The 23118-nt window shown below is 61.2% G+C and carries 10 protein-coding genes and 1 pseudogene; 9 read left to right on the top strand and 2 right to left on the bottom strand.

What is annotated here, in order from left to right; genetic code table 11:
• The first annotated feature begins 992 nt into the window (after nucleotides 1-992).
• The 5 genes and pseudogenes from ROSERS_RS27260 to ROSERS_RS01210 all read left to right on the top strand — a co-directional run bounded on the left by ROSERS_RS27260 (nucleotide 993) and on the right by ROSERS_RS01210 (nucleotide 13144).
• Nucleotides 993-1818: pseudogene (locus ROSERS_RS27260) on the top strand (IS5 family transposase).
• Between the two features lie 919 nt (nucleotides 1819-2737).
• Nucleotides 2738-6088 (top strand): helicase-related protein, encoded by a 3351-nt coding sequence (locus ROSERS_RS01225; RefSeq protein ID WP_011955035.1) that lies wholly within the window; start codon nucleotides 2738-2740, stop codon nucleotides 6086-6088.
• A gap of 241 nt (nucleotides 6089-6329) precedes the next feature.
• Nucleotides 6330-9650 carry a DUF1156 domain-containing protein gene (locus ROSERS_RS26585; protein ID WP_011955034.1) on the top strand — a complete coding sequence of 1107 codons (3321 nt, stop codon included), beginning with the start codon at nucleotides 6330-6332 and terminating at the stop codon, nucleotides 9648-9650.
• A 176-nt stretch (nucleotides 9651-9826) separates the two neighbouring features.
• Nucleotides 9827-10216, top strand: a complete 390-nt coding sequence (locus tag ROSERS_RS01215) for a GxxExxY protein (protein ID WP_011955033.1) — start codon at nucleotides 9827-9829, stop codon at nucleotides 10214-10216.
• 330 nt (nucleotides 10217-10546) lie between these two features.
• Nucleotides 10547-13144, top strand: a complete 2598-nt coding sequence (locus tag ROSERS_RS01210; RefSeq protein WP_011955032.1) for an ATP-binding protein — start codon at nucleotides 10547-10549, stop codon at nucleotides 13142-13144.
• 146 nt (nucleotides 13145-13290) lie between these two features.
• Here ROSERS_RS01210 and ROSERS_RS01205 read toward each other — a convergent pair whose 3' ends face one another.
• Entirely contained in the window at nucleotides 13291-14172 is an 882-nt protein-coding gene (locus ROSERS_RS01205; protein ID WP_011955031.1) for a LysR family transcriptional regulator, read from the bottom strand.
• 113 nt (nucleotides 14173-14285) lie between these two features.
• Between ROSERS_RS01205 and acnA the strand changes: the two genes are divergently transcribed.
• Together acnA and ROSERS_RS25670 are read left to right on the top strand one after the other, a co-directional pair.
• Complete coding sequence (gene acnA, locus ROSERS_RS01200) at nucleotides 14286-17045, top strand: aconitate hydratase AcnA (RefSeq protein ID WP_011955030.1); 2760 nt, start codon at nucleotides 14286-14288, stop codon at nucleotides 17043-17045.
• A gap of 688 nt (nucleotides 17046-17733) precedes the next feature.
• Nucleotides 17734-17871, top strand: a complete 138-nt coding sequence (locus tag ROSERS_RS25670) for a hypothetical protein (RefSeq protein ID WP_157040917.1) — start codon at nucleotides 17734-17736, stop codon at nucleotides 17869-17871.
• A 315-nt stretch (nucleotides 17872-18186) separates the two neighbouring features.
• Here the strand turns inward: ROSERS_RS25670 and ROSERS_RS01195 are convergent, their stop codons facing one another.
• Complete coding sequence (locus ROSERS_RS01195; protein ID WP_011955028.1) at nucleotides 18187-19068, bottom strand: DNA adenine methylase; 882 nt, start codon at nucleotides 19066-19068, stop codon at nucleotides 18187-18189.
• Nucleotides 19069-19250: 182 nt separating this feature from the next.
• On the opposite strand from ROSERS_RS01195, the gene asnS reads away from it, so the two are divergent.
• Together asnS and ROSERS_RS01185 are read left to right on the top strand one after the other, a co-directional pair.
• Nucleotides 19251-20573, top strand: a complete 1323-nt coding sequence (gene asnS / locus ROSERS_RS01190) for an asparagine--tRNA ligase (RefSeq protein ID WP_011955027.1) — start codon at nucleotides 19251-19253, stop codon at nucleotides 20571-20573.
• 9 nt (nucleotides 20574-20582) lie between these two features.
• On the top strand, nucleotides 20583-23117 hold the full coding sequence (locus ROSERS_RS01185) for an ATP-binding protein (protein WP_011955026.1): 2535 nt from the start codon (nucleotides 20583-20585) through the stop codon (nucleotides 23115-23117).
• Nucleotide 23118 lies beyond the last annotated feature (1 nt).

Raw genomic sequence — 23118 nt, 5'->3', positions numbered from 1 at the left:
TTCTCTGCGGTGCGTCTTTGCCCCTCATCCCCCAACCCCCTTCTCCCACAAGGGGTTTAAGGGCGGACAGAACGTTTGAGCAAAGATACGTTTTCTGCCATTGCAATGCGCAATCTGCTATTCTGTCCGCCCCTACGCACTGCACTGGCAGGGGCGGGTTCCAAACCTGCCTGCCATGGCGTTCTGATGCTGCTGGAAATGTGCATCGCACATATTTTCTGTCCGCCCTTGAACCACAAGGGGAGAAGGGGGTTGGGCGTCCTGATGGCTGAAACGGGAGATGGCACGCAGGGGCTTCCCAAAAACCCACCCTTTCAAGGATGCCCTGGTCCACTGGAAGCGGCGCACCCCTGTGCGGCACACAGGAAGCAGCGGCGTATACCGGCGCCTGTGGTTCCGCCAGATCAAAGAGGACAGCGGGCGCGACGCTAATGCAACCAGACTGCAAAGCGCTATGCCGCGATCAATCGTCGCCTGCTCGATAGCGCAGATCAGCAATGGCGACAGGGAGACAATGTTGCTTCTCGTCGTTCATCCCGGTCGCTCCACACTACTCCACAATGAAAGGGGGAAAGAGCACAGTTAACGTGAGGATAGGATGCTAGCATGCTAGTACACCTCGAAATGGCGGTGATCTCCTGTCCTTCATCATGGCATACTCCGAAGGGGCAATGATAGCAAATCCTATCGATATGAAGATTGAGCATTTACAGCAGTTCTCAGATACGTTGACCCCTGTTCGGGTCTGCCGCGTTGCGCAAGGCGCCCGCTTCCGCTGCGCTCCCGATCTCTGCGCCTCCGCGCCTCCGTGCGAGCCGGTCTGATGCACACAGAGACGCGGAGCACGCGGAGGGAGGGCGCACACGGCGTCTGCTTTCGATGGCAGGTGCAACTCTGCTTAACAAGACCAATCTTTGTGAGAGGGCGATCAGAAAACCGGATTTGTGGTATCATGATGGCGACCATGCCGTTCTGATGAGGAGCAATCTCGTATGCCACGACGTGCACGTCGATCCTATCCAACCAAGGATGCGACCGATCTGACCGATGCGCAATGGGCCGCCATCGCGCCACTCGTCATCACCCCGTCGCCCAACGGCGGGCGTCCGACCGAAATTGATCGCCGCGCGATCGTCAACGCCCTGCTGTACAAACATCGCACGGGCTGTCAATGGCGCATGCGTCCAAAAGATTTTCCGCCAATGAGCTCTGTTCGGTACTATTTCGACAAATGGAATCGTGATGGAACATTCATCAAAATCAATGATACCTTGCGCAAACTGGCGCGACAAGCGTTGAATCGCGACCCGGAGCCGTCCATCAGCGTCCTGGACTCCCAATCCGTCAAAACGACCGAAGCAGGCGGAGAACGCGGCGACGATGGGGGAAAAAAAGGTCAACGGGCGCAAACGGCAATTCTGGGTTGATACAAATGGGTTCTTGCTGCGCGTGCTCGTCCATCCGGCAGACATTTCTGATACCGAAGGCGCGGAGTGGCTTTTGGCCGCGCATCATCAATCGTTTCCTCGGATGCAAGAAATTCGGGTGGATGAAGGATACAAACAAGGGTTAAATGAATGGCTGCAACAGAACACGACGATACGCCTGAATGTCATCGAAAAACCGCCTGGACAAAAGGGATGTGCGGTCATCCCGAAGCGATGGGTGGTAGAACGCTCGATTGCGTGGGCGGGACGCAATCGGTTGTTGCGGCGAATAATTATTCGCCGCAACAACCGCAACCCAGAATCAAGCGAAGCCTTTCTTTATCTCGGTTCTATTGCAATGCTCCTGAATAGGCTTTATCCGAGGTGTTAGTTTTTGATCACGCTCTGAGAACTGCTATAAATCCGCTCTACCGCGCTAGCCGTGGGGCTGATGGAGATTGAGAATATAATCCGCTATGCCGAACTTGCCGTGGGGCTGATGGAGATTGAAAATTAAATTCGCTATACTGCGCTAGCCGTGGGGCTGATGGAGATTGAGCATTTAATCCGCTCTACCGCGCTAGCCGTGGGGCTGATGGAGATTGAGAATATATTCCGCTCTACCGCGCTAGCCGCGGGGCTGAAGCCCTCGGCTATGCAAGGCGAAGCCCGCCTGCGCGGGCTATGGCGGATTATTTCTTCAAAGACCATTATTTCGGTCACCGTGCGGGGCAGACGGAGATTGAGAATATAATCGCTATGCCGAACTTGCCGTGGGGCTGATGGAGATTGAGCATTTATGGCAGTTCTCATAGAGCTTGAACCTCCTCGGACGACCGCAGCGCATGCGGGCTCAAGCCCTCCCTGAGCGCGTGGAAGCCCCTGCGGGGCTGACGCGTCCAATCACCCCTCTTTATGCCGAGGGGTCGCCAGGTTGATCCAGCCCGCAGGGTTTGCCCGACCTCAGATAGGGCTTATGGTCTTTGAGTAAATAATCCATCATAGCCCGCGCAGGCGGGCTTTGCATTCCATAGCCGAGGGCTTTAGCCCCACGGCAAGGGCGTATACCGGATTTATTTCTCAATCTCCATCAGCCCGCCTGAGGCGAAGGTGGAACGTTCCAGAAATCCAGTCAAGGATTCAACGTATCTGAGAACTGCTATATCTTCAAAGACCCTGAGGGGCGCTGCGCCCCCATATGCGTAGGGCTAATGGAGATTGACCCCATCACCCCGCCCTCCCTTCCCCAACCGGGGTGAATACCCTATAATACGTATCATCTGCAATCCTGCAACCCACAGGAGACGCGCATGGATTCGTCGTCCATCACCCCCGGCAGCATTCTTCGAGGTCCGCTCTGGCCCGAGCCGATCCAGGTCGATATGGTCGAAGATATGGGCGACTATGTGCGCATCGTCGGCGCAACGGTGCGCTCGCGCCAGCATATCGACCAGTGGCTGAGCCGCGCCGAACTGCGCGCCATTGCATCGGAACGGGGTGCATCCCATTTCGGCGCCGATCCCCGTCACTTTTTCCTGGCAATTGAAGCCTGTCGCTATCGCCTGGCATCGCTCTATGACCCGCTGCTGGCGATGCACACCTCCAAGGTAGACCCGCTGCCGCATCAGATCGAAGCCGTCTACGGGCATGCGCTCAAACTGCCGCGTATTCGGTTCCTGATCGCCGACGATCCGGGCGCCGGCAAGACGATTATGGCCGGGCTGATCATTAAGGAATTGAAACTGCGCCATCTGGCGACCCGCATCCTGATCGTCGCTCCCGGACACCTCAAAGACCAGTGGCGACGTGAACTGAAGGATCGTTTCGAGGAAGATTTTGTCGTTGTGGATCGCGCTACCCTGGGCGCATTCTACGGTCAGAATGTCTGGGCGCGCGAATCACAGGTGATTACCTCGATAGACTTCGCCAAGCAGGAAGAGGTTCTGACCGGTCTTGCGGCGGTGCAGTACGACCTGATCATCGTCGATGAGGCCCACAAGATGGCGGCGTATCGCTACGGCGACAATCTGAGCAAGACCGACCGCTATCGCCTGGGCGAGCGCCTCTCGGAGATCTGCACGCACCTGCTGTTTCTGACCGCGACGCCGCACCGCGGCGACCCGGAGAACTTCCGCCTGTTCCTCGATCTGCTCGAACCGGGGTTTTTTGCAACATCCGATATGCTGGCCGAGTCGATCCGTCAGCACGACAATCCGCTGTTCATTCGACGGGTGAAGGAGGACTTGAAGGATTTTGACGGCAAGCCGCTCTTTTTGCCGCGCCATGTGGCGACGATCGAGTTTAACCTGGGGGTGGAGAGCGAAGACGAAAAGCGGTTGTACAACGACCTGTCGCGCTATGTGAATGCGCAGTACAATAAAGCGCTCACCAGCGAGAAACGCCGCAACGTCGCCTTTGCGCTGGTCATTCTGCAACGTCGGCTGGCATCCAGCACGTATGCGCTGTTGCGCTCGCTTGAACGGCGCAAGCGTCGGCTGGAGGAACTGCTCCAGGGCGCGCCGCAGCGCCAGCGCACCGCCGACGAAAGCTACGATGTCGAGGAGCTGGACGACCTGAGCGAGGAAGAACGCTGGCGACGGGAGGAGACTTGGGAAACGCTGAGCGTGGCGGAAAACCGGCGTGAACTGGAGCAGGAGGTGGCCAGTCTGGATGCGCTCATCGCTCAGGCGCGCGCCATCGTGAATGCTGCGCCGCCGGTCGAGGCGAAACTGCGCCATCTGCGCGCTGCCCTGGAACAGTTGAACCAGAATCACCCTGGCGAGAAAATCCTGATCTTCACCGAATCGCGCGATACGCTGGAGCACCTGGAGAAAAACGTGCGGCTCTGGGGCTACTCCGTCTGCACCATCCATGGCGGGATGGATCTGGCGTCGCGCATTCAGGCTGAGAAAACCTTCAAGAACGAGGCGCAGATCATGGTGGCGACCGAGGCGGCCGGCGAAGGGATCAATCTCCAGTTCTGTCACCTGATGATCAACTACGATATTCCCTGGAATCCCAACCGCCTGGAACAGCGCATGGGGCGCATTCACCGCTACGGTCAGACGCGCGAAGTCTTCGTGTTCAACCTGGTGGCGACCGACACGCGCGAGGGACGGGTGTGGCAGGCGGTGTTTCGCAAACTGGAAGAGATCCGCCAGGCGCTCGGCAGCGATAAGGTCTTCGATGTGCTGGGCGATCTGATCCACGGGAAAGACCTGGGGCAACTGCTCCTGGAGGCGGCAGCCGGCGCGCGCAACATCGACGACATCCTGCGCGAGATCGATATCCGGGTAGACCCGGCATACCTTGACCGCATCCGCGATCAACTCGGCGAAAGCCTGGCGACCCGCTTCATCGATTACACCCGCATCCGCGAGATGGCGGAAAAGGCGCGTGAGCAACGCCTGATCCCCGAATATACCGAAGCGTTCTTCCGCCAGGTGATCGAGACGTTGCAGGGAAAACTCAGGGAGATCGGCGGGAAGTCCGGTCCGTTTCTCGCGCTGGAGAGCGTGCCGGCGCCGCTGCGCCAGATCGCCGACGAAGATGCCTTCAAAAAACGGTTCGGCGCGTTATCCCGCCGCTACCCGCGCATCACGTTCGATAAAACCGTCGCCATGCGCGACGCACAGGCGGAGCTGGTGACGTTCGGTCATCCGCTCTTCGAGGCGGCGATGGCATGGGTTGAGCGGTCGCTGCATGCGGCGCTGCACGAAGGCGCGCGGTTCACCGACCCCGACGGCGGTATGGATGGAACGTTGCTCTTCTACGAGGGGGAAATCCGCGATGGCAAGGGCGAGATTGCCGGCAGGCGACTGTTCGTGCTGTTCGCCGACCGGCAACGCGGAACGATCCAGCCGGTCAACCCGACGCTGCTGTGGGACCTGCAGCACGGCGGACCGCCCGACGGCGCGTTCCCCTCGCTCGAGGCGTTGCAGCGCGATGCCCGTGGCGTGCTGTTCCGCGAACTGGAAGCGTATCGCGCCGCACTGCTGGAAGAACGCAAACGTCAGGCGACGATCAAGGAAAAGTATGGGCTGACGTCGCTGGAGGAACTCATCATCAGACTGGACGGCGACCTGATCCGGCTCTATGAGCGCCGTGACCGGGGCGAGTCGGTAGACCTGGCGATTCGCAATAAGGAAGACCAGAAGCGACGGTATGAGCAGGCGCTGGATGCGCTGCGGAACGCACTGGAGCGCGAACGCAACCTGACCCTCTCCACGCCGCGTTTTCTGGGCGCGGCGAGGGTTGTGCCGGCGCCCGTCGCTGCGGAGATGTTCTCCGACCCGGACATCGAGCGGGTTGCGATGCAGGTGGCGCTGGAGTATGAACGGAGTCAGGGGCGCGTTCCTGAAGACGTTTCGCGCGACAATCTGGGCTTCGATATTCGTTCGCGCGCGGCTGACGGGCAGCAGCGCTATATCGAGGTCAAAGGGCGCGCCGATGCTGGCGCAGTGGCGTTGACCCGCAACGAGTGGTTCAAGGCGCAACGCTTCGGTGACGAGTATTTTCTGTATGTCGTGTTCGACGCCGCCACGCCCCAACCGACGTTGCACTGCATCCAGAACCCGGCAGCGCGCCTGAAACCAGAGGAGCGCATGGACGTTCGTTACCTGGTCTCAGCCGATGACATTCGCGCACATGCTTTAGAATAGAACACGGATTGGCACGGATGTGACGGATCAGCCCGGATGAAAGAAAAATATCCGCGCCAATCCGTCTGACCCGTGCAAATCCGTGGTTAAATAATAGAACACGGATCAGCACGGATGTGACGGATGAACACGGATCTCAATAAAAATATCCGTGAACATCCGTCTGATCCGTGGACATCCGTGGTTAAATACCGTCTGATCCGTGGACATCCGTGGTTTCAACTCATTGAGGAGCCGCCTGATGCGCGACGACCGCCGCTTCATCGAAGAAACCTTCCCGGTCAAAGCCGTGAGCCAGCACGCGGCGAAGGAGAAGAATATTCGCCACGGGCACATCAGCACGCTGCACATCTGGTGGGCGCGCCGCCCGCTGGCCGCCTCGCGCGCCACCGCATACGCCGCGCTCGTTCCGCCGCCCGCCGACGCGCTCGCCTGGCAGACGCAGAGCGAGTTCATCGCCGACCTGAGCCGCTGGGAGCGTGCGCTGGACGCCCCGCTGCTGCAACGCGCCCGCCGCGCGATCTACGCCGCCCACGCCGAACGGTTGAGCGCCGAACTGGGGCGTCCCGTCTGTGTGGACGACATCGAAGCCGGGCGCGTCCCGCCGCCGCGCATCCTCGACCCGTTCGCAGGCGGCGGCTCCTATCCGCTCGAAGCCCTGCGCCTGGGATGCGACGCTTACGCCAACGACTATAACCCGGTCGCCGCGCTGATCCTCAAAGCCACCCTGGAGTACCCGCAGCGGTTTGGTGGGAACGGATTGGGGAAGAGAACACGGATCGACACGGATGGGACGGATCGGCACGGATTCAAGAAAAATATCCGTGACCATCCGTCTGATCCGTGCCAATCCGTGGTTCATACCGATCCGTGTCAATCCGTGGTTCATCCCGAAAGCTTCGGGCAGACGGAGATGTTCAGCCGGGATGCGCCGGGCAACCCCCTGCTGGCGGCGGTGAAGCAGTGGGGGGAATGGGTGCTGAACGAGGCGCGCAAAGAACTGGCGCCGTTCTACCCGTCGTCCGGCGCTGCCACCGTCGTCGGCTACATCTGGGCGCGCACGCTCCCCTGCCAGAACCCGTCCTGCGGCGTTGACATCCCGCTCATGCGCCAGTTCTGGCTGGCAAAAAAAGACAGGAAACAAGTTGCGCTTTGTATTGTGAAGAGAACACAGATCGACACGGATGTGGGGAATAGAACACGGATACACACGGATGTAACGGGTGAACACGGATTGGGGAATAGAACACGGATACACACGGATGTAACGGATGAACACGGATTAAGGAATAAAAATATCCGTGAACATCCGTCTGATCCGTGCCAATCCGTGGTTCATTCTGACTCTGTGTCTGAATCGTGCCAATCCGTGGTTAATTTGAATAGAACACGGATGGACACGGATGCGACGGATGAACACGGATCACATAAAAATATCCGTGAACATCCGTCTGATCCGTGTAAATCCGTGGTTTATCCCAACCCGGTCGCGTTTGAGATTGTGGGGGATGGGTACGCGCCCCGGCCCCCCGGTTTCGACCCCGAACACGGCACGGTGAGGGGCGCAGTGGTGACCTGTCCGGTCTGCGGGGCGACGATTGACGCCGCCACGACCCGCCGCCTGTTCCGCGCCGGCAGGGCGGGTCAGCGCATGGTCGCCGTCGTCACCACCGACACGGAGGCGGATGGAAGAGCGTCCGGCGGCAAAACCTACCGCCTGCCGACCGCAGATGATCTGGATGCCTACCGCGCCGCCGAAGCCGCGCTGCACGCGACATGCGAGCGCCTGCGCACCGCCTGGGGGATGGAACCCATGCCGGACGAGCCGCTGCCACCGCAGGGCACCCTGGGTTTTCGTATCCAGGGCTACGGTCTGGAAACCTGGGGCGACCTGTTCAACCCGCGCCAGGCGCTGGCGCTGATCACCTTCGCCGACGCCGTGCGCCGCGCCCACGCGCAGATGCTCGCCCAGGGCTACCCTGAAGACTTTGCAAAGGCGGTGGTGACGTATTTGGGATTAGCCGTGAACAAATTAGCAACTTACTCTTGCAATTTGGTTAGGTGGCGTGGCGATGTTCTGAGTTTTGAACGCGCTTTTGATCGCCAGGCTCTTCCTATGGTTTGGGATTACGGTGAAATAAACCCATTCAGTGGTGCTCGAGGGGAATGGGATGTAAGTGGTATCTGTCTGGTTCTCGACCACCTCACCCGCATTCCTCCCCTGCCGGGCAGGGAGCGCGCGCAGACACAGACGGATGGAACAGAGTCGCGCGGTCTCATCCGTGACCATCCGTCCAATCCGTGGCAATCCGTGGTTGCTGCTCACCCGCGGCAATCCGTGGTTCATTCTGTCACCCATGCCTCCGCCACGCGCCTGCCCTACCCCGACGGCTTCTTCGACGCCGTGCTCACCGACCCGCCCTACTACGACAATGTGCCGTACTCCTACCTCTCCGACTTCTTCTACGTCTGGCTCAAGCGCAGCATCGGGCACCTCCACCCCGACCTGTTCACCACGCCGCTCACGCCCAAGGCGGGCGAGATTGTGGCGTATGCCCACGGCGAGGGAGGCTTCGAGGCGGGCAAACGCTTCTTCGAGGAGCAACTGGCGGCGGCCTTCCGCGAGATGGCGCGAGTGCTGAAACCGGGCGGCATTGCCGTGGTGGTCTACGCCCACAAATCGACCGCCGGATGGGAGACGGTGATCAACGCCCTGCTCGATTCGGGACTGGTCGTCAACGCCGCCTGGCCCCTCAACACCGAGATGCAAACCCGTCTGCGATCGAACGAATCGGCGGCGCTGGCGTCGTCGATCTACATCGTGGCGCGCAAGGCGGCGCGGCGCGCCACCGGCTTCGTCAACGAGGTGCGCGCCGAGTTGCGCCGGGTGATGCACCGCAAACTCGACCGGCTGTGGGCGGAGGGGGTCGGCGGCGCCGATTTCTTCATCGCCGCCATCGGCGCCGGCATCGAGGTCTTCGGCGCTTACGAACAGGTGATCGACTACGAAGGGCATGTGATCCGCGCCGACCGGCTGCTCGACGAGGTGCGCGCGCTGGCGACCGATTTCGCCGTGCAGCGCATTCTGCAGAACGGGTTCGCCGCCGAGATTTCGCCGCTCACCCGCCTCTACCTGCTGTGGCGCTGGAACTACAAAGAGGCGCCCCTCCCCTTCGATGAAGCGCGCAAACTGGCGCAGTCGTGCGGGCTGGACATTGCCGAGACGTGGAGCAGGCACGGCGCGGTGCGCAAGCAGAAGGAGTTCGTGCGCCTGCTGGGACCGCACGAGCGGCGGCTGGAGGAGCTGGACGATCCGCGCGACCTGGTGGACGTGCTGCACCGTGCGCTGCTGCTGTGGGAAAAGGGGAAGCGCGCCGATCTGGTGCAGACACTGGTCGCCGGCGGGCGCAGCGAGGTCTTCTACCGCGTGGCGCAGGCGATCAGCGAGACGCTGCCGGTGGAGAGCCGCGAAAAGAAACTGCTCGACGGCTTCCTCGCCGGGCGCGAGCGCCTGCGCGCCGAGGTCGAACAGACCGCCGCGCAAATGAGAATAGACTTTTAGGAATAGAACACGGATTGACACGGATGTGACGGATGAGCACGGATTAAAAATAAAAAACCATCCGTGTTAATCCGTCTAATCCGTGCACATCCGTGGTTTATTCCCAATAAAACCATCCGTGCCAATCCGTCTGATCCGTGTCCATCCGTGGTTTATTAAGAAAGAGAGGACGAGGTATGCTGCACGAGGAGATCACGCAAGCCATCATCAAAGCCTTTTACACTGTTTACAACACGCTGGGGCACGGTTTCCTGGAGAAGGTCTACGAAAACGCTCTGGTATATGAACTGACTAAAGCAGGGCTTGCTGTGCAGCAACAGGCGCCTCTCCAGGTATACTACGATGGCTTGCTGGTGGGAGAGTACTTCGCCGACATCATCGTAGCGGGCTGCATCATCGTCGAACTGAAAGTCGTGGAGTCCTTGCGCCCTGAACACGAAGCACAACTGCTCAACTACCTCAAATCCACCGAGATTGAAGTTGGTCTGCTACTCAACTTTGGACCAAAACCATCCTTCGTGCGCAAAATTCTTACCAACGACCGGAAAAAGGTGAAGAAGAAATAGAACACGGATTAGCACGGATGAGGAATAGAACACGGACTGGCACGGATGGGGAATAGAACACGGACTGGCACGGATGGGGAATAGAACACGGACTGGCACGGATGGGGAATAGAACACGGATTGGCACGGATGTGACGGATCAGCACGGATTAAAAAATAAAAACATCCGTGCCAACCCGTCTGATCTGTGTCCATCCGTGGTTTATTAAGAATAGAACACGGATTGGCACGGATGTGACGGATGAGCACGGATTAAAAAGTAAAAACATCCGTGGCAATCCGTCTGATCCGTGTCCATCCGTGGTTAAAATAAAGATAAGGAGTCGCGCTATGCCACCGTTCCACACCATCGCCATCCCTCACGACGACATTCTGCGCGGACGCCTGACGATGGAGGTTTTCGCCGCTGACCTGGGCGAGGTCGCTCGCGGGCGCGGCGTCGCCGAGTACCGCGACCCCGCGCTGTTCTTCCAGAAGACATTCGTGACTGCCGGGCTGCGCACCCTGTTCGATGTCGTGCAGCAGCGCCTGGCGGGGCAGGGCGGCGATCCGGTCATCCAGTTGCAGACTCCCTTCGGCGGCGGCAAAACCCATGCGCTGATCGCGCTCTACCACAAGGCAGCCGAATGGGGCGCGCGACGGGTGGTGATGGTGGGCACAACCATGGCGGCGACCGATACGCTCTGGGGACAGATCGAACAGCAACTGACCGGTCAGCGTGTTCGGTTCACCGATCTGGTTGCGCCCGGACGCGGCGAGGCGCTGCGCGCGCTGCTGACTGCCCACGCGCCGGCGCTCATCCTCGTCGACGAACTGCTGGAGTACGTCACCAAAGCGGCCGGCACGCCGGTCGGCGAAAGCACCCTGGCGGCGCAAACCATCGCCTTTATGCAGGAGTTGACCGAACTGATCGGCGCCATTGATCGCGTCGTGCTGGTCATCACCCTGCCCACCAGTCTGATCGAACACTACGATCCGAGCGCCGAGCGCATGTTCCAGCAGTTGCAGCGCGTCTCCGGGCGGGTCGAGCGTATTTACGCACCGGTGCGCGACGACGAGATCACCCACGTCATCCGCCGTCGCCTGTTTGCCCAGATCAAAGAGCAGGAAGCGATGCAGGCGGTTGACACATTTATGGAGTACGCAACCCGTGAAGGATTACTGCCGGCAGGCGTCGAACCGTCCGAATACCGGGCGCGCTTTCTCGCGTCGTACCCCTTCCTGCCGGACGTGGTGGACGCGCTCTACCAGCGTTGGGGCAGTTTTTCCTCCTTCCAGCGCACCCGTGGCGTGTTGCGCCTGCTGGCGCTGGTGATCGCCGCGCACAAAGACCGCGACCTGCCCTTCATCTCCCTGGCGGACATCAACCTGAGCGACGCCGAGATTCGGCGCGAACTGCTCAAACATATCGGAGCGGAGTTTGACAGTGTGATTGCCGCCGACATCACCGCGCCCGATGCCGGCGCCGTCAAAGTCAGCGCCGATCTCGGCTCAGCGTACCGCGGGCTGCATCTGGGCGAACGCGCCGCAACCGCGATCTTCATGTCCTCCTTTTCCGGCGGGGTCGAAAAAGGGGCGACCCTGGTCGACATCAAGCGCAACGCCGCCACCCTCAGCAGCCCGGCAGCCGTGGTCGCCGAAGCGGTCGAGAAACTCAAAGGTCGCCTGTTCTATCTGCAATACCAGGGTGACCGATACTTCTTCTCCAACCAGGCAAACCTCAACCGCCTGCTCCTCACCCGCATGGAGAATATCGCCGACCGCGAGATTCAGGAGACCGAGAAAGCATTGCTGCGCCAGCAGGCAGGCAGCGCCCCCCTGAACGTTTTCATCTGGTGCGACCGATCGGCAGACATTCCCGACACGCCCGACCTGAAACTGATCATCCTGCCCGACGCTGATGAGACGCGCATGAACGAATTGCGCGACACCAAAGGAGAAGCCCGGCGTGTCTACCGCAACACCCTCTTCGTCCTGACGCCGCAGGAGAGCGAACGGGCGCAATTTGCCGTCCTGGTGCGCCGGATGCTGGCATACCAGCGCATGCAGAATGATGCCAGCCTGAAGCTGACCGATGAGCAGCGCCGGGAGATCAGGGAGAACCTGAAGCGTCTGGAGGGCGACCTGGGCGATGCGGTGCGGCGTCTCTACCGGCAGGTCTATCTGCCGGCGCGCGAGGGTTGGAAGCGCCTGGATATGGGCTTACCCACCCACGGCGAGACCCGCCCGCTCAGCCGGCAGGTGTACGATCACCTGCGCAGCCAGGGCGAGATCCTGGAGAAGATCGCGCCGCTGGCAATCCGGGAACGATTTTTGAAAGACCGCGACACAGTTTCAACCGGACAACTCGTCCGCGCCGGTCTGGTGACGCCGGGCGAAGCGCGGGTTATCTCAGAATCCGCGTGGCGTGAGAGTATCATCGAAGGGGTGCAGAAAGGTCTCTTCGGGCTGGGCGACATGCACGAAAACCGGCCGGTGTGCCGCTCCTACAACGAAACGCCATCCGTCAGTTTCGCCGACAGCGAAGTGCTCATCCGCGACGATCTCTGCAAGGAGCAGCGCGCCCGGAAACCGACGGAAACACCAACGTACCCGCCCGCAAGCGATTCTTCGCGCCCCATCCACGACGGACCCGGCACAACGTTTAAGCCAGAACCGGCGCCGCCCATCGGTGAAGAGCAGCGCCACGATGCCGTGAGCGCGCCGAACCGCACCCTCACCCTTGCATTCACCATCCCGCGCGGCAGGGTATCCGGTCTGATGGGTGTGCTGCACTTTCTCCAGACAAAGTATGCGCATATGGAGATCACACTGCACCTGCGCGACGGCGCCCTCAGCGATCAGGAACTGGAAGAGAAGGTGATGGAAGCATTCCGGCAAATGGGGATCACACTACGGATCGACCCCGGCGCGACGCCATGGGAATAAACCACGGATGGTTTTGGGAATAAACCACGGATACACACGGATTGGACGGATGGGCACGGATATTTTTATTTAATCCGCGCTGATCCGTCACATCCGTGTCAATCCGTGTTCTATTCCTATCCGTCACATCCGTGCCCATCTGTGTTCTATTCCCCCAGCAACGCCACCAGCGCCGCAGCAGCTGGAGAGAGCCACTGACGCGCCCGGCGCGCCCAGGCATAGGTGCGCCGGTCATCGGCGCCGCGCAACGCCAGCGCGCGCAGTCGTCCCAGCGCCACCTCGCGCTGCACCGCAATCGCCTGGATCAGCGCCACCCCCAGCCCAACCTCAACGCTGCGCTTGATCGCTTCGGTTTCACCGAGCATGATCACCGTGTCGCCGGCAAGCGTCGCGCTCCCCAGCAACCGCTCGACCGTCGCGTGCAGCGCCGATCCCGGCTCGCGCGTCAGCAATGGACGGTCGCGCAGTTCGTCGAGATCGACCGCCTCTCGACTCGCCCAAATATCGTGCGGCGCGACAATCACCACCAGTCGGTCCTGCATGAACGGCGTCACCACCACATCCGGGTGCGCCGCTGGCGAACCGACCAGCGCGATCTCGATGCTGCCTTCGGCGACCTGTTCCAGCAACGCGGCGCTGTTACCGGTGACGATGCGGGTATGGCAGTGTGGTGCGCGCTCCCGATACCGGCAAAGCAACTCCGGCAACAGATAGGTCGCCAGCGTCTGACCAACGCCCAGCCGCAGGGTGTGCGCCGCAACGCCAGCGGCCGTGCGTGTCGCCTGGAGCGCCTCGTCTGCCAGCAGCGCCAGTCGCGTGGCATACGGCAACAACGCTTCGCCAGCCGGAGTTAACCGCAGGCGGCGAGGACCGCGTTCGATCAGCGGTGCGCCGACCGCATCTTCCAGCGCCCCGATCTGCTGCGAAACGGTCGGTTGCGCCATGTGCAACTGCGCCGCCGCGCGCGTGAAACTTCCTGCCCGCGCTACGGCCACAAAAATGCGCAATCGGTGAAGATCGAAGGACATGCGCCACCGTATCATTGAAATTTTCAATCAAAGTATTATAGATCATTGTTTCTCTCAATGGATCACTTCTGCTATACTGTGCAGAGACCGTAAGATTGTTCAGGAGAGACCCGATGAGCGACACCTTGCACGACCCGTTCGGCGCGCGCGCGCCGCTGGCAGTTGGCGGTCGCACCTTTCTGATCTACCGTCTCGACGCGCTGGCGCGACGCAGCGGCGTCGATCTGGATCGCCTGCCGTTTTCAATCAAAGTGCTGTTGGAAGCGCTTTTGCGCAATGTTGGTGATGGTTTTACGACGGTTGACGATGTGATCGCGCTGGCGCAGTGGACGCCCGCCAGCGCCGGGCAGCGCGAGGTGGCATTCAAGCCGGCGCGCGTGCTGATGCAGGATTTCACCGGTGTTCCGGCAGTGGTCGATCTGGCGGCGATGCGTGACGCGATGGCGCGTCTGGGGGGTGACCCTGCGAAGATCAATCCGCTCGTGCCCGCCGACCTGGTGATCGACCATTCGGTGCAGGTCGATGCGTTTGGTCACGGAATGGCGCTCGCGCTCAACGCCCAACTCGAGTTTGAGCGCAACCGCGAGCGCTATGAGTTCCTGCGCTGGGGGCAACAGGCATTCGCCAACTTCCGCGTCGTGCCGCCTGCCACCGGCATCTGCCACCAGGTCAACCTGGAATACCTGGCAACCGTGGTCATTGCGCGCGAGATTGACGGCGAACTGGTTGCAATACCGGATACCCTTGTCGGCACCGACAGCCACACGACCATGATCAACGGTCTTGGAGTCCTGGGATGGGGCGTCGGCGGGATCGAAGCCGAAGCGGTGCTCCTGGGTCAGCCGCTGGCGATGCTGACCCCCGAAGTCGTTGGCGTGAAGTTGACCGGTGCGCTCCGCCCTGGCGCAACTGCGACCGACCTGGTGCTGCGGGTGACCGAGATGCTGCGTCGGCACGGCGTGGTGGATAAGTTCGTGGAGTTCTGCGGTCCGGGGTTGAGTTCGCTCAGCCTGGCGGATCGCGCCACCATCGCAAATATGGCGCCAGAGTATGGCGCAACCTGCGGGTTCTTCCCGGTCGATGCCGAGACCCTCGCCTACCTGCGCAGCACCGGGCGCTCTGAGGACCTGGTGGCGCTGGTGGAAGCGTACTGCCGCGAGCAGGGGCTGTTCCGTACCGACGACACCCCCATTCCGACGTTCAATACGCTCCTGGAACTTGACCTGAGCACGGTCGAACCGAGTGTCGCCGGTCCGCGTCGTCCCCAGGATCGCGTGCCGCTGGCGGACCTGAAACCGTCATTCAACCAGGCGATGCGCCAGGTCTTCGGGCGTGATGTGCCGGTTTACGAAGGAAATGGCGCACGGAAGCGCGAACGACACGATCTGTACGCTGCGTCGCGCATACCCGTGACCCTGAACGGACGCACGACGTCGATCACACACGGCTCGACGATCATTGCCGCGATTACATCCTGCACCAACACCTCGAACCCATCGGTGATGATCGCCGCCGGATTGCTGGCGAAGAAGGCGGTCGAGAAGGGACTGAGCGTCCCGCCCTATGTCAAAACCAGTCTGGCGCCGGGGTCGCGGGTGGTGAGCGAATACCTGGCGCAGTCCGGGTTGCAGGCATATCTCGACCGGTTAGGGTTCAACGTCGTCGGGTATGGTTGCACCACCTGTATCGGCAACAGTGGACCTGTCGCCGACGAGATCGCGCGGGCGGTCAAAGAGGGGAATCTGGTGGTCAGCGCAGTGCTGAGCGGCAACCGCAATTTCGAGGGGCGCATCAACCCGGTGGTGCGCGCCAACTACCTGGCGTCGCCGCCGCTGGTCGTCGCCTTTGCCATCGCCGGAACAGTGGACATCGACGTGAACCGTGAGCCGCTCGGCGTCGGCGCCGATGGCGAACCGGTCTACCTGGCGGACATCTGGCCCACCGCAGAGGAAGTCGCCGAGGTGATGGCCGCATCACTCAACGCCGACCTGTTCCGTGCGCAGTATGCGAACGTGTTCACCGGCAACGAGACCTGGAACGCCATCCCGGTGAGCGGCGGCGATCTCTACGCCTGGAATCCAGACTCGACCTACATCCAGAATCCGCCGTACTTCCACGATATGACGCGCGACGTTCCACCATTGTCATCGATCCGTGGCGCGCGCGTGCTGGCGTTGCTGGGCGACAGCGTCACGACCGACCACATTTCGCCAGCCGGAAGCATCGCCAAAGACAGTCCGGCGGGGCAGTACCTGATCGCCCGCGGCGTGCAACCGGCGGATTTCAACTCCTACGGCGCGCGTCGCGGCAACCACGAAGTCATGATGCGCGGCACGTTCGCCAACATCCGTCTGCGCAACGCGATGGTTCCGGGTGTCGAAGGCGGATACACCGTCTACCTGCCGACCGGCGAGCGAATGAGCATCTACGATGCCGCGATGCGTTACCAGGCGGACGGTACGCCGCTGATCGTGCTGGCGGGCAAGGAATACGGCACCGGCTCCTCGCGCGACTGGGCGGCGAAGGGCACGTTCCTCCTCGGCGTGCGCGCAGTGATCGCCGAGAGTTTCGAGCGCATCCACCGCTCGAACCTGGTGGGCATGGGGGTGCTGCCGCTGACCTTCATGCCGGGCGAAAGCTGGCAGTCGCTCGGCATAACCGGCAGTGAAATCTTTACGATCGAAGGGATCGAAACGCTGCGTCCGGGTCAGGAGCTGACCGTGCATGCGCAGCGACCCGACGGCTCAGCGTTGACGTTCAGGGTCAAAGCGCGGATCAACTCAGAAGGCGAACTCACCTACTACCGGCACGGCGGCATCCTGCACTACGTGCTGCGTCAACTGGCGGAACAGGAAGAACCGGCGGCGGTGTGAGGCCTTTTTCCTGACTCAGAACACGTTGGGGCACGGCATGCCGTGCCCCGACTGATCTACCCCTGTGCGGCATGCCGTGCCTCGACCTGATCCGCCTCCGTGCGGCGTCGCCGCACCCGGCGGCATCCTGCACTACGTGCTGCGTCAACTGGCGGAACAGAAAGAACCGGCGGCGGTGTGAGGCCTTTTTCCTGACTCAGAACACGTTGGGGCACGGCATGCCGTGCCCCGACTGATCTACCCCCGTGCGGCATGCCGTGCCCCGACTGATCTACCCCTGTGCGGCATGCCGTGCCCCGACTGATCTACCCCCATGCGGCGTCGCCGCACCCGGCGGCATCCTGCACTACGTGCTGCGTCAACTGGCGGAACAGAAAGAACCGGCGGCGGTGGGAGGCCTTTTTCCTGACTCAGAACACGTTGGGGCACGGCATGCCGTGCCCCGACCTGATCCGCCTCCGTGCGGCGTCGCCGCACCCGGCGGCATCCTGCACTACGTGCTGCGTCAACTGGCGGAACAGGAAGAACCGGCGGCGGTGGGAGGCCTTTTTCCTGACTCAGAACACGTTGGGGCACGGCATGCCGTGCCCCGACCTGATCCGCCTCCGTGCGGCATGCCGTGCCCCGACCTGATCCGCCTCCGTGCGGCATGCCGTGCCCCGACTGATCTACCCCTGTGCGGCATGCCGTGCCCCGACTGATCTACCCCTGTGCGGCATGCCGTGCCCCCACTGATCTACCCCTGTGCAGCGTCGCCGCACCCGGCGGCATCCTGCACTACGTGCTGCGTCAACTGGCGGAACAGGAAGAACCGGCGGCGATGTGAGGCCTTTTTCCTGACTCAGAACACGTTGGGGCACGGCATGCCGTGCCCCGACCTGATCCGCCTCCGTGCGGCATGCCGTGCCCCGACTGATCTACCCCTGTGCGGCATGCCGTGCCCCCACTGATCTACCCCTGTGCGGCATGCTGCGCCCCGACTGATCTACCCCTGTGCGGCATGCTGCGCCCCGACCCATCCGCCTCGGCGCACCATCGCCGCGCCCCGACCGGTCCGCCTCCGTTTCAGGCATCAGGACGCCCACATTCCCCCTTCTCCCCTTGTGGGAGAAGGGGGCAGGGGGATGAGGGGGCAAAAGATCTACTCCACCGGATACGAACAGACAATCAACTCCTCCACGTGCCCGCGTTTGCTCCCATCGCAGTTGATCTTGCGGCTGGCATACACTACGGACGAACTGACCGCGCGGGCAGCGTACAACTCACGGGTCAACGGAGTCGACGAGTTGCTGAGCATCACATACACGCCACGTTCGCCGAGTTCGGCAAAGACATCCGCCAGGCGCCGCTGATCGTCGGGACCGAAGGTTTGCCCGGTGTAATGGGTGAACGATGCCGTTGCGCTCATCGGCACATAGGGGGGGTCGAAATAGACCAGATCGCCCGGTTCAGCGCGGTGCAGCACATCGCTGAAATCGCCGACGCACAGTTCGACATTGCGCAACGCGGCGCTCACCAGCCGCAGATTCTCCGGGTCGCAGATCAGCGGATTCTTGTAGTAGCCGAATGGCGCGTTGAACTGCCCCTTGCGATTAAGCCGATACAACCCGTTGTAACAGGTACGATTGAGGAAAATCGTGCGCGCCGCGCGCTCGATCTTGCTGCGCTGCGCAAAATCGGGTTGACGATCCCAGTTCCGCACCTCCAGGAAATAGTGCGGGTCGAGCCGGTGACGGTGATGCCAGCGCAGGGCAGTGATCAGCGATTCGACATCATCGCGGATCACTTCGTAGCAGACCATCAGTTCAGGATTGTAATCGCTGAGCACCGCCCCATCGCGCAACAACCCGTGGTTGAAGAGGTGGAAAAAGAGCGCCCCGCCGCCGACGAACGGCTCGTGGTAGCGGCGAAAACGCGGCGGCAGACGACGCGCCAGTTCCGGGATTAACTGACCTTTGCCGCCCGCCCATTTGATAAACGGACGCGCCAGCGGCTGAGATTCACGTGCAAGAGATGGCTGCACTCTGTACCATCCGTCCAACTGTGTCGCAGACCCGACCTTTCTGCTGTGTCCGGCGATTATACCATACCGGTTGTCGATGGCGCCTGTCTCGTGTCTGGCTCATGACTCCTGAAATGCATGAAAAGCGACCCAGGATATGCTATACTCATTTTCAACAAATGATGAATGACGGAAGCACGGCTATGTCACTCCTTCCCACTGCCACGATCAGCACGATTGCGCATCACAACGGAGAGGTCGTCACCCTCGCCGGATGGGTTGTGCACAAGACCGAAAAGGGTAAACTGGTCTTCATCCGCCTCCGCGACGGCAGCGGCGTTATCCAGTGTGTTGTCTTCCGCAACAATGTCACCGAAGCGACCTTCGCAGCAGCGCAGCAGTTGACGATCGAAAGTTCCTGCCGGATCACCGGCGCCGTCCGCGCCGATGCGCGCGCCCCCGGCGGGTTTGAACTCGACGTCAACGCCATCGAAATCATTCAGATCGCGCCGGAATACCCGATCCAGCCCAAGGAGCACGGCGTTGAATTCCTGATGGAACATCGGCATTTGTGGATCCGTTCGTCGAAGCAGCACGCGCTCCTGCGCATCCGCGCCGAAATTATCGCTGCGGCGCAGGAGTGGCTCAACGATCAGGGGTTTGTGCGCTTCGACACGCCGATCCTCACGCCGTGCGCCGCCGAAGGCACCACCAACCTGTTCGCCACGCCCTACTTCGATCTCGGCACGGCGTATCTCGGGCAAACCGGGCAACTCTACGTCGAAGCCGGCATGATGAGTTTTGGCAAGGTTTACTGTTTTGGTCCGACCTTTCGCGCCGAAAAGTCGAAGACCCGCCGACACCTCACCGAGTTCTGGATGATCGAGCCAGAGGTGGCGTTTGCGCTGCACGAAGACAATCTGGCGTTGCAGGAACGATTCGTCAGCGCCATTGTGCAGCGGGTGCTGGAGCGCCGCGCCGACGACCTGGCAACCCTCGAGCGTGATACGAAGCCGCTGGAGCGCTGCGTGCCGCCCTTCCCGCGCATCACCTACGATGAAGCGCTGAAACTGATCGCCGAACGGCATGCCGATGTCGAGGGATGCACGCCGCTGGAGTGGGGCGAAGACCTCGGTGCACCGCACGAAACGCTGATCGCCTCACTGTTCGACCGTCCAGTCTTCGTCGAACGCTTTCCCAGCGCGATTAAAGCGTTCTACATGGAACCCGACCCGCAACGCCCCGAAGTGGCGTTGTGCGCCGATCTGCTGGCGCCGGAAGGGTATGGCGAGATCATCGGCGGCTCACAACGGATCCACGACCCGGCGCTGCTCGAGCGCCGCATTCGTGAATACGGGCTGAACGTCGATGACTATCAGTGGTATATCGATCTGCGTCGCTACGGGAGCGTCCCGCACAGCGGGTTCGGCATGGGCATCGAGCGCGCGACTGCGTGGATTGCCGGTACGCATCACATTCGCGAAACGATTCCCTTCCCACGGATGCTGTATCGCATGTACCCGTAACGCAAGCGTATGGGGTATTCACCAGCGCATGATCAACCGGAGAGCGCCGATCTGCTCTTTGAAGTGATTGACCACATTCCTGCGGGGATTCTGGTCGTATCGCTGCCCGACTTTCGCATCCTGGCGATCAATGCGCGCGCCTGCGCTCGCCTCGGTATTCGTATCTCGGCGACGCTCACCGGTCGCCTGTGCCGTGATGTTATCCCCCGCTTCAGCGACGATCGCCTCGATGACCTGTGGCTTTCGATGGCAGGTCTCCGGCACGATGACACGGTGCCAGCAACGCAGATCGGCGGAGTGGTGTCGCGGCGCTGGAATGCGTACCCTGTCCGTGATCAGCACGGGCATGCTGTGCGTCTGCTGCTCGTCTGGCTCGAAGCGGGTGAAACTCCGGAACATCAGTTCGCCAGCAGCGCACAGCACATCACCCAGGCGCTGATCTCGACCCTCGACCGCGACCAGCTTCTCGATCTCATCCTGGAACACCTCCACAGCATTGTTTCGTATGACAGCGCGGCGATCATTCTGCGCGACGACGATGGGTACTACATCGCCGCGAGCCGGGGTCTGCCTGATCGCACGGCGCCGACCTACCAACGGCTCCCTAAAGACAATGCGCTGCTCAACCGCATCGAAACCGTCGGTGAACCGGTGATTGTGCGTCGTTTGCCTGAAGATGCAATCGAAGCCATGTGTTCGTTATCGAACGCGCCGGGTGAATGGCTGAGTGTGCCGCTGCGCGCTCAGGGTGACGTGGTTGGCATGCTCACCCTGTTCAGCCGATTACCCAACCGTTATACCCGCGCCGATGCTGCGCGCGCCCAGGCGTTCGCCACCTACGCAGCGCTGGCGGTACGCAACGCCGAACTCTACCGCCGCGCCCGCGAACAGAGCGCCCGTCTCGCGCTGGTGAACAAAATCGCGCGGACGATTACCGCCACGCACGATCTGCGCGCGATCTTCGATCATCTGATCGAGCACCTGCACGGCGTGGTTCCACTCGATAGCGCCGAACTGGCGCTCTTTGATCGCACGGCGCAGCATCTCCAGCCAGTCGCGCACTATCCGGCGTCGGATAACACCGAAACGCTCTGCGTCCATTACCACGACCAGGATACGATCTTCCTGCGACGCCTGATTGAACAGCGTCAACCGGTGTTGCTGCCGCTGGACGATACCGGCAACCCGCCCCTCACGCAACGCCTCGTTGCAGCTGGCATCCGGTCGTGCCTGATCGTTCCTATCGTCGATGGCGAAAACCTTTCCGGCATGCTGCTGCTGGCAAGTCGGCAATCGAACGCTTTCCCTGCCATCGAGATCCGCACCTTTGCCGATCTTGCGCAGCATCTTGCGGTTGCGATTCAAAACGCACAACTGCATCAGGCGCGCGAGCAGGCGATAGCGAATCTGCGCATCGCCCAGCAGCGCCTCATCCAGTCAGAACGACTGACCGCAGTCGGCGAACTGGTTGCCGGTGTAGCGCACGAACTCAACAATCCGCTCACCGCCGTGCTGGGTTTTGCCGGCATTTTGCAAGAAGTCGCGCCGGCTGAATACCAGCACGACCTGACGATGATCGTCGAAAGCGCCACCCGCGCGCGACGGATCGTGCAGAATCTGCTGACATTCGCGCGGCAACGCGAGGCGCACCTGGAGGAGGTCGATCTGAACCTGGCTGCACGGCAGGTGTTGAGCCTGCTCGCCTATCAGATGCGCACACACAACATCACAGTCGAAGAACGCCTCCAGCCGCAGTTGCCGCTGACCGTCGCCGATGCGACGGCGATCAAGCAGGTAATGCTCAATCTGTTGAACAACGCGCAGCAGGCGCTGGCTTCCTGGAGCGGTCGGCGAACGATTGTCGTCACGACACGGCTGGAGTTGCGCGAAAATCGTCAGTGGCTTGTGCTTGAAATTGCCGATACCGGTCCCGGCATTGCGCCTGAACATCTGCCGCGCATTTTTGAGCCATTCTTCACCACCAAGCCGGTCGGTGAAGGAACCGGACTGGGACTGTCGATCTGTTACGGCATCGTCCGGCAGTATCATGGCAACATTCGCGTGCAGAGCGCTCCTGGCAAGGGGGCATGCTTTACTGTCGAACTGCCGGTGCAGTCATTTGTATCAGTTCCGTCAACCAGGGATACGACGGTTACCGTTCAGCCCTCTTCGCGCTACCATATTCTGGTGGTTGATGATGAAGCGGCGGTGGCGGAATTGATCGCGCGATTGCTGCGCGAACAGCGGTGTATTGTTGATGTGTGCCACGACGGGGCGCAGGCGCTTGATCTGCTCAGCCGCGTCGCCTACGATCTGATCATTTGTGATGTGCGGATGCCGGGGATGAGCGGCGATGAACTTTTCGTCGAATTAAAACAGCGCGCGCCGCATCTTGTGCGGCGCGTCCTGTTCGTCAGCGGCGACACTGCCAGTCGCAGCACGCGCGATTTCTTCGAGCGGAGCGGCGTCGGTTATATCGAGAAACCGTTTACTGCATCAGAGCTGATCGATGCAGTGCAGCGGTCGCTTGCCGCTGTGTCGTAAC

The sequence above is a fragment of the Roseiflexus sp. RS-1 genome, assembly GCF_000016665.1.
GTDB lineage: Bacteria > Chloroflexota > Chloroflexia > Chloroflexales > Roseiflexaceae > Roseiflexus.
This window is presented reverse-complemented; position numbering and strand designations above follow the sequence as displayed.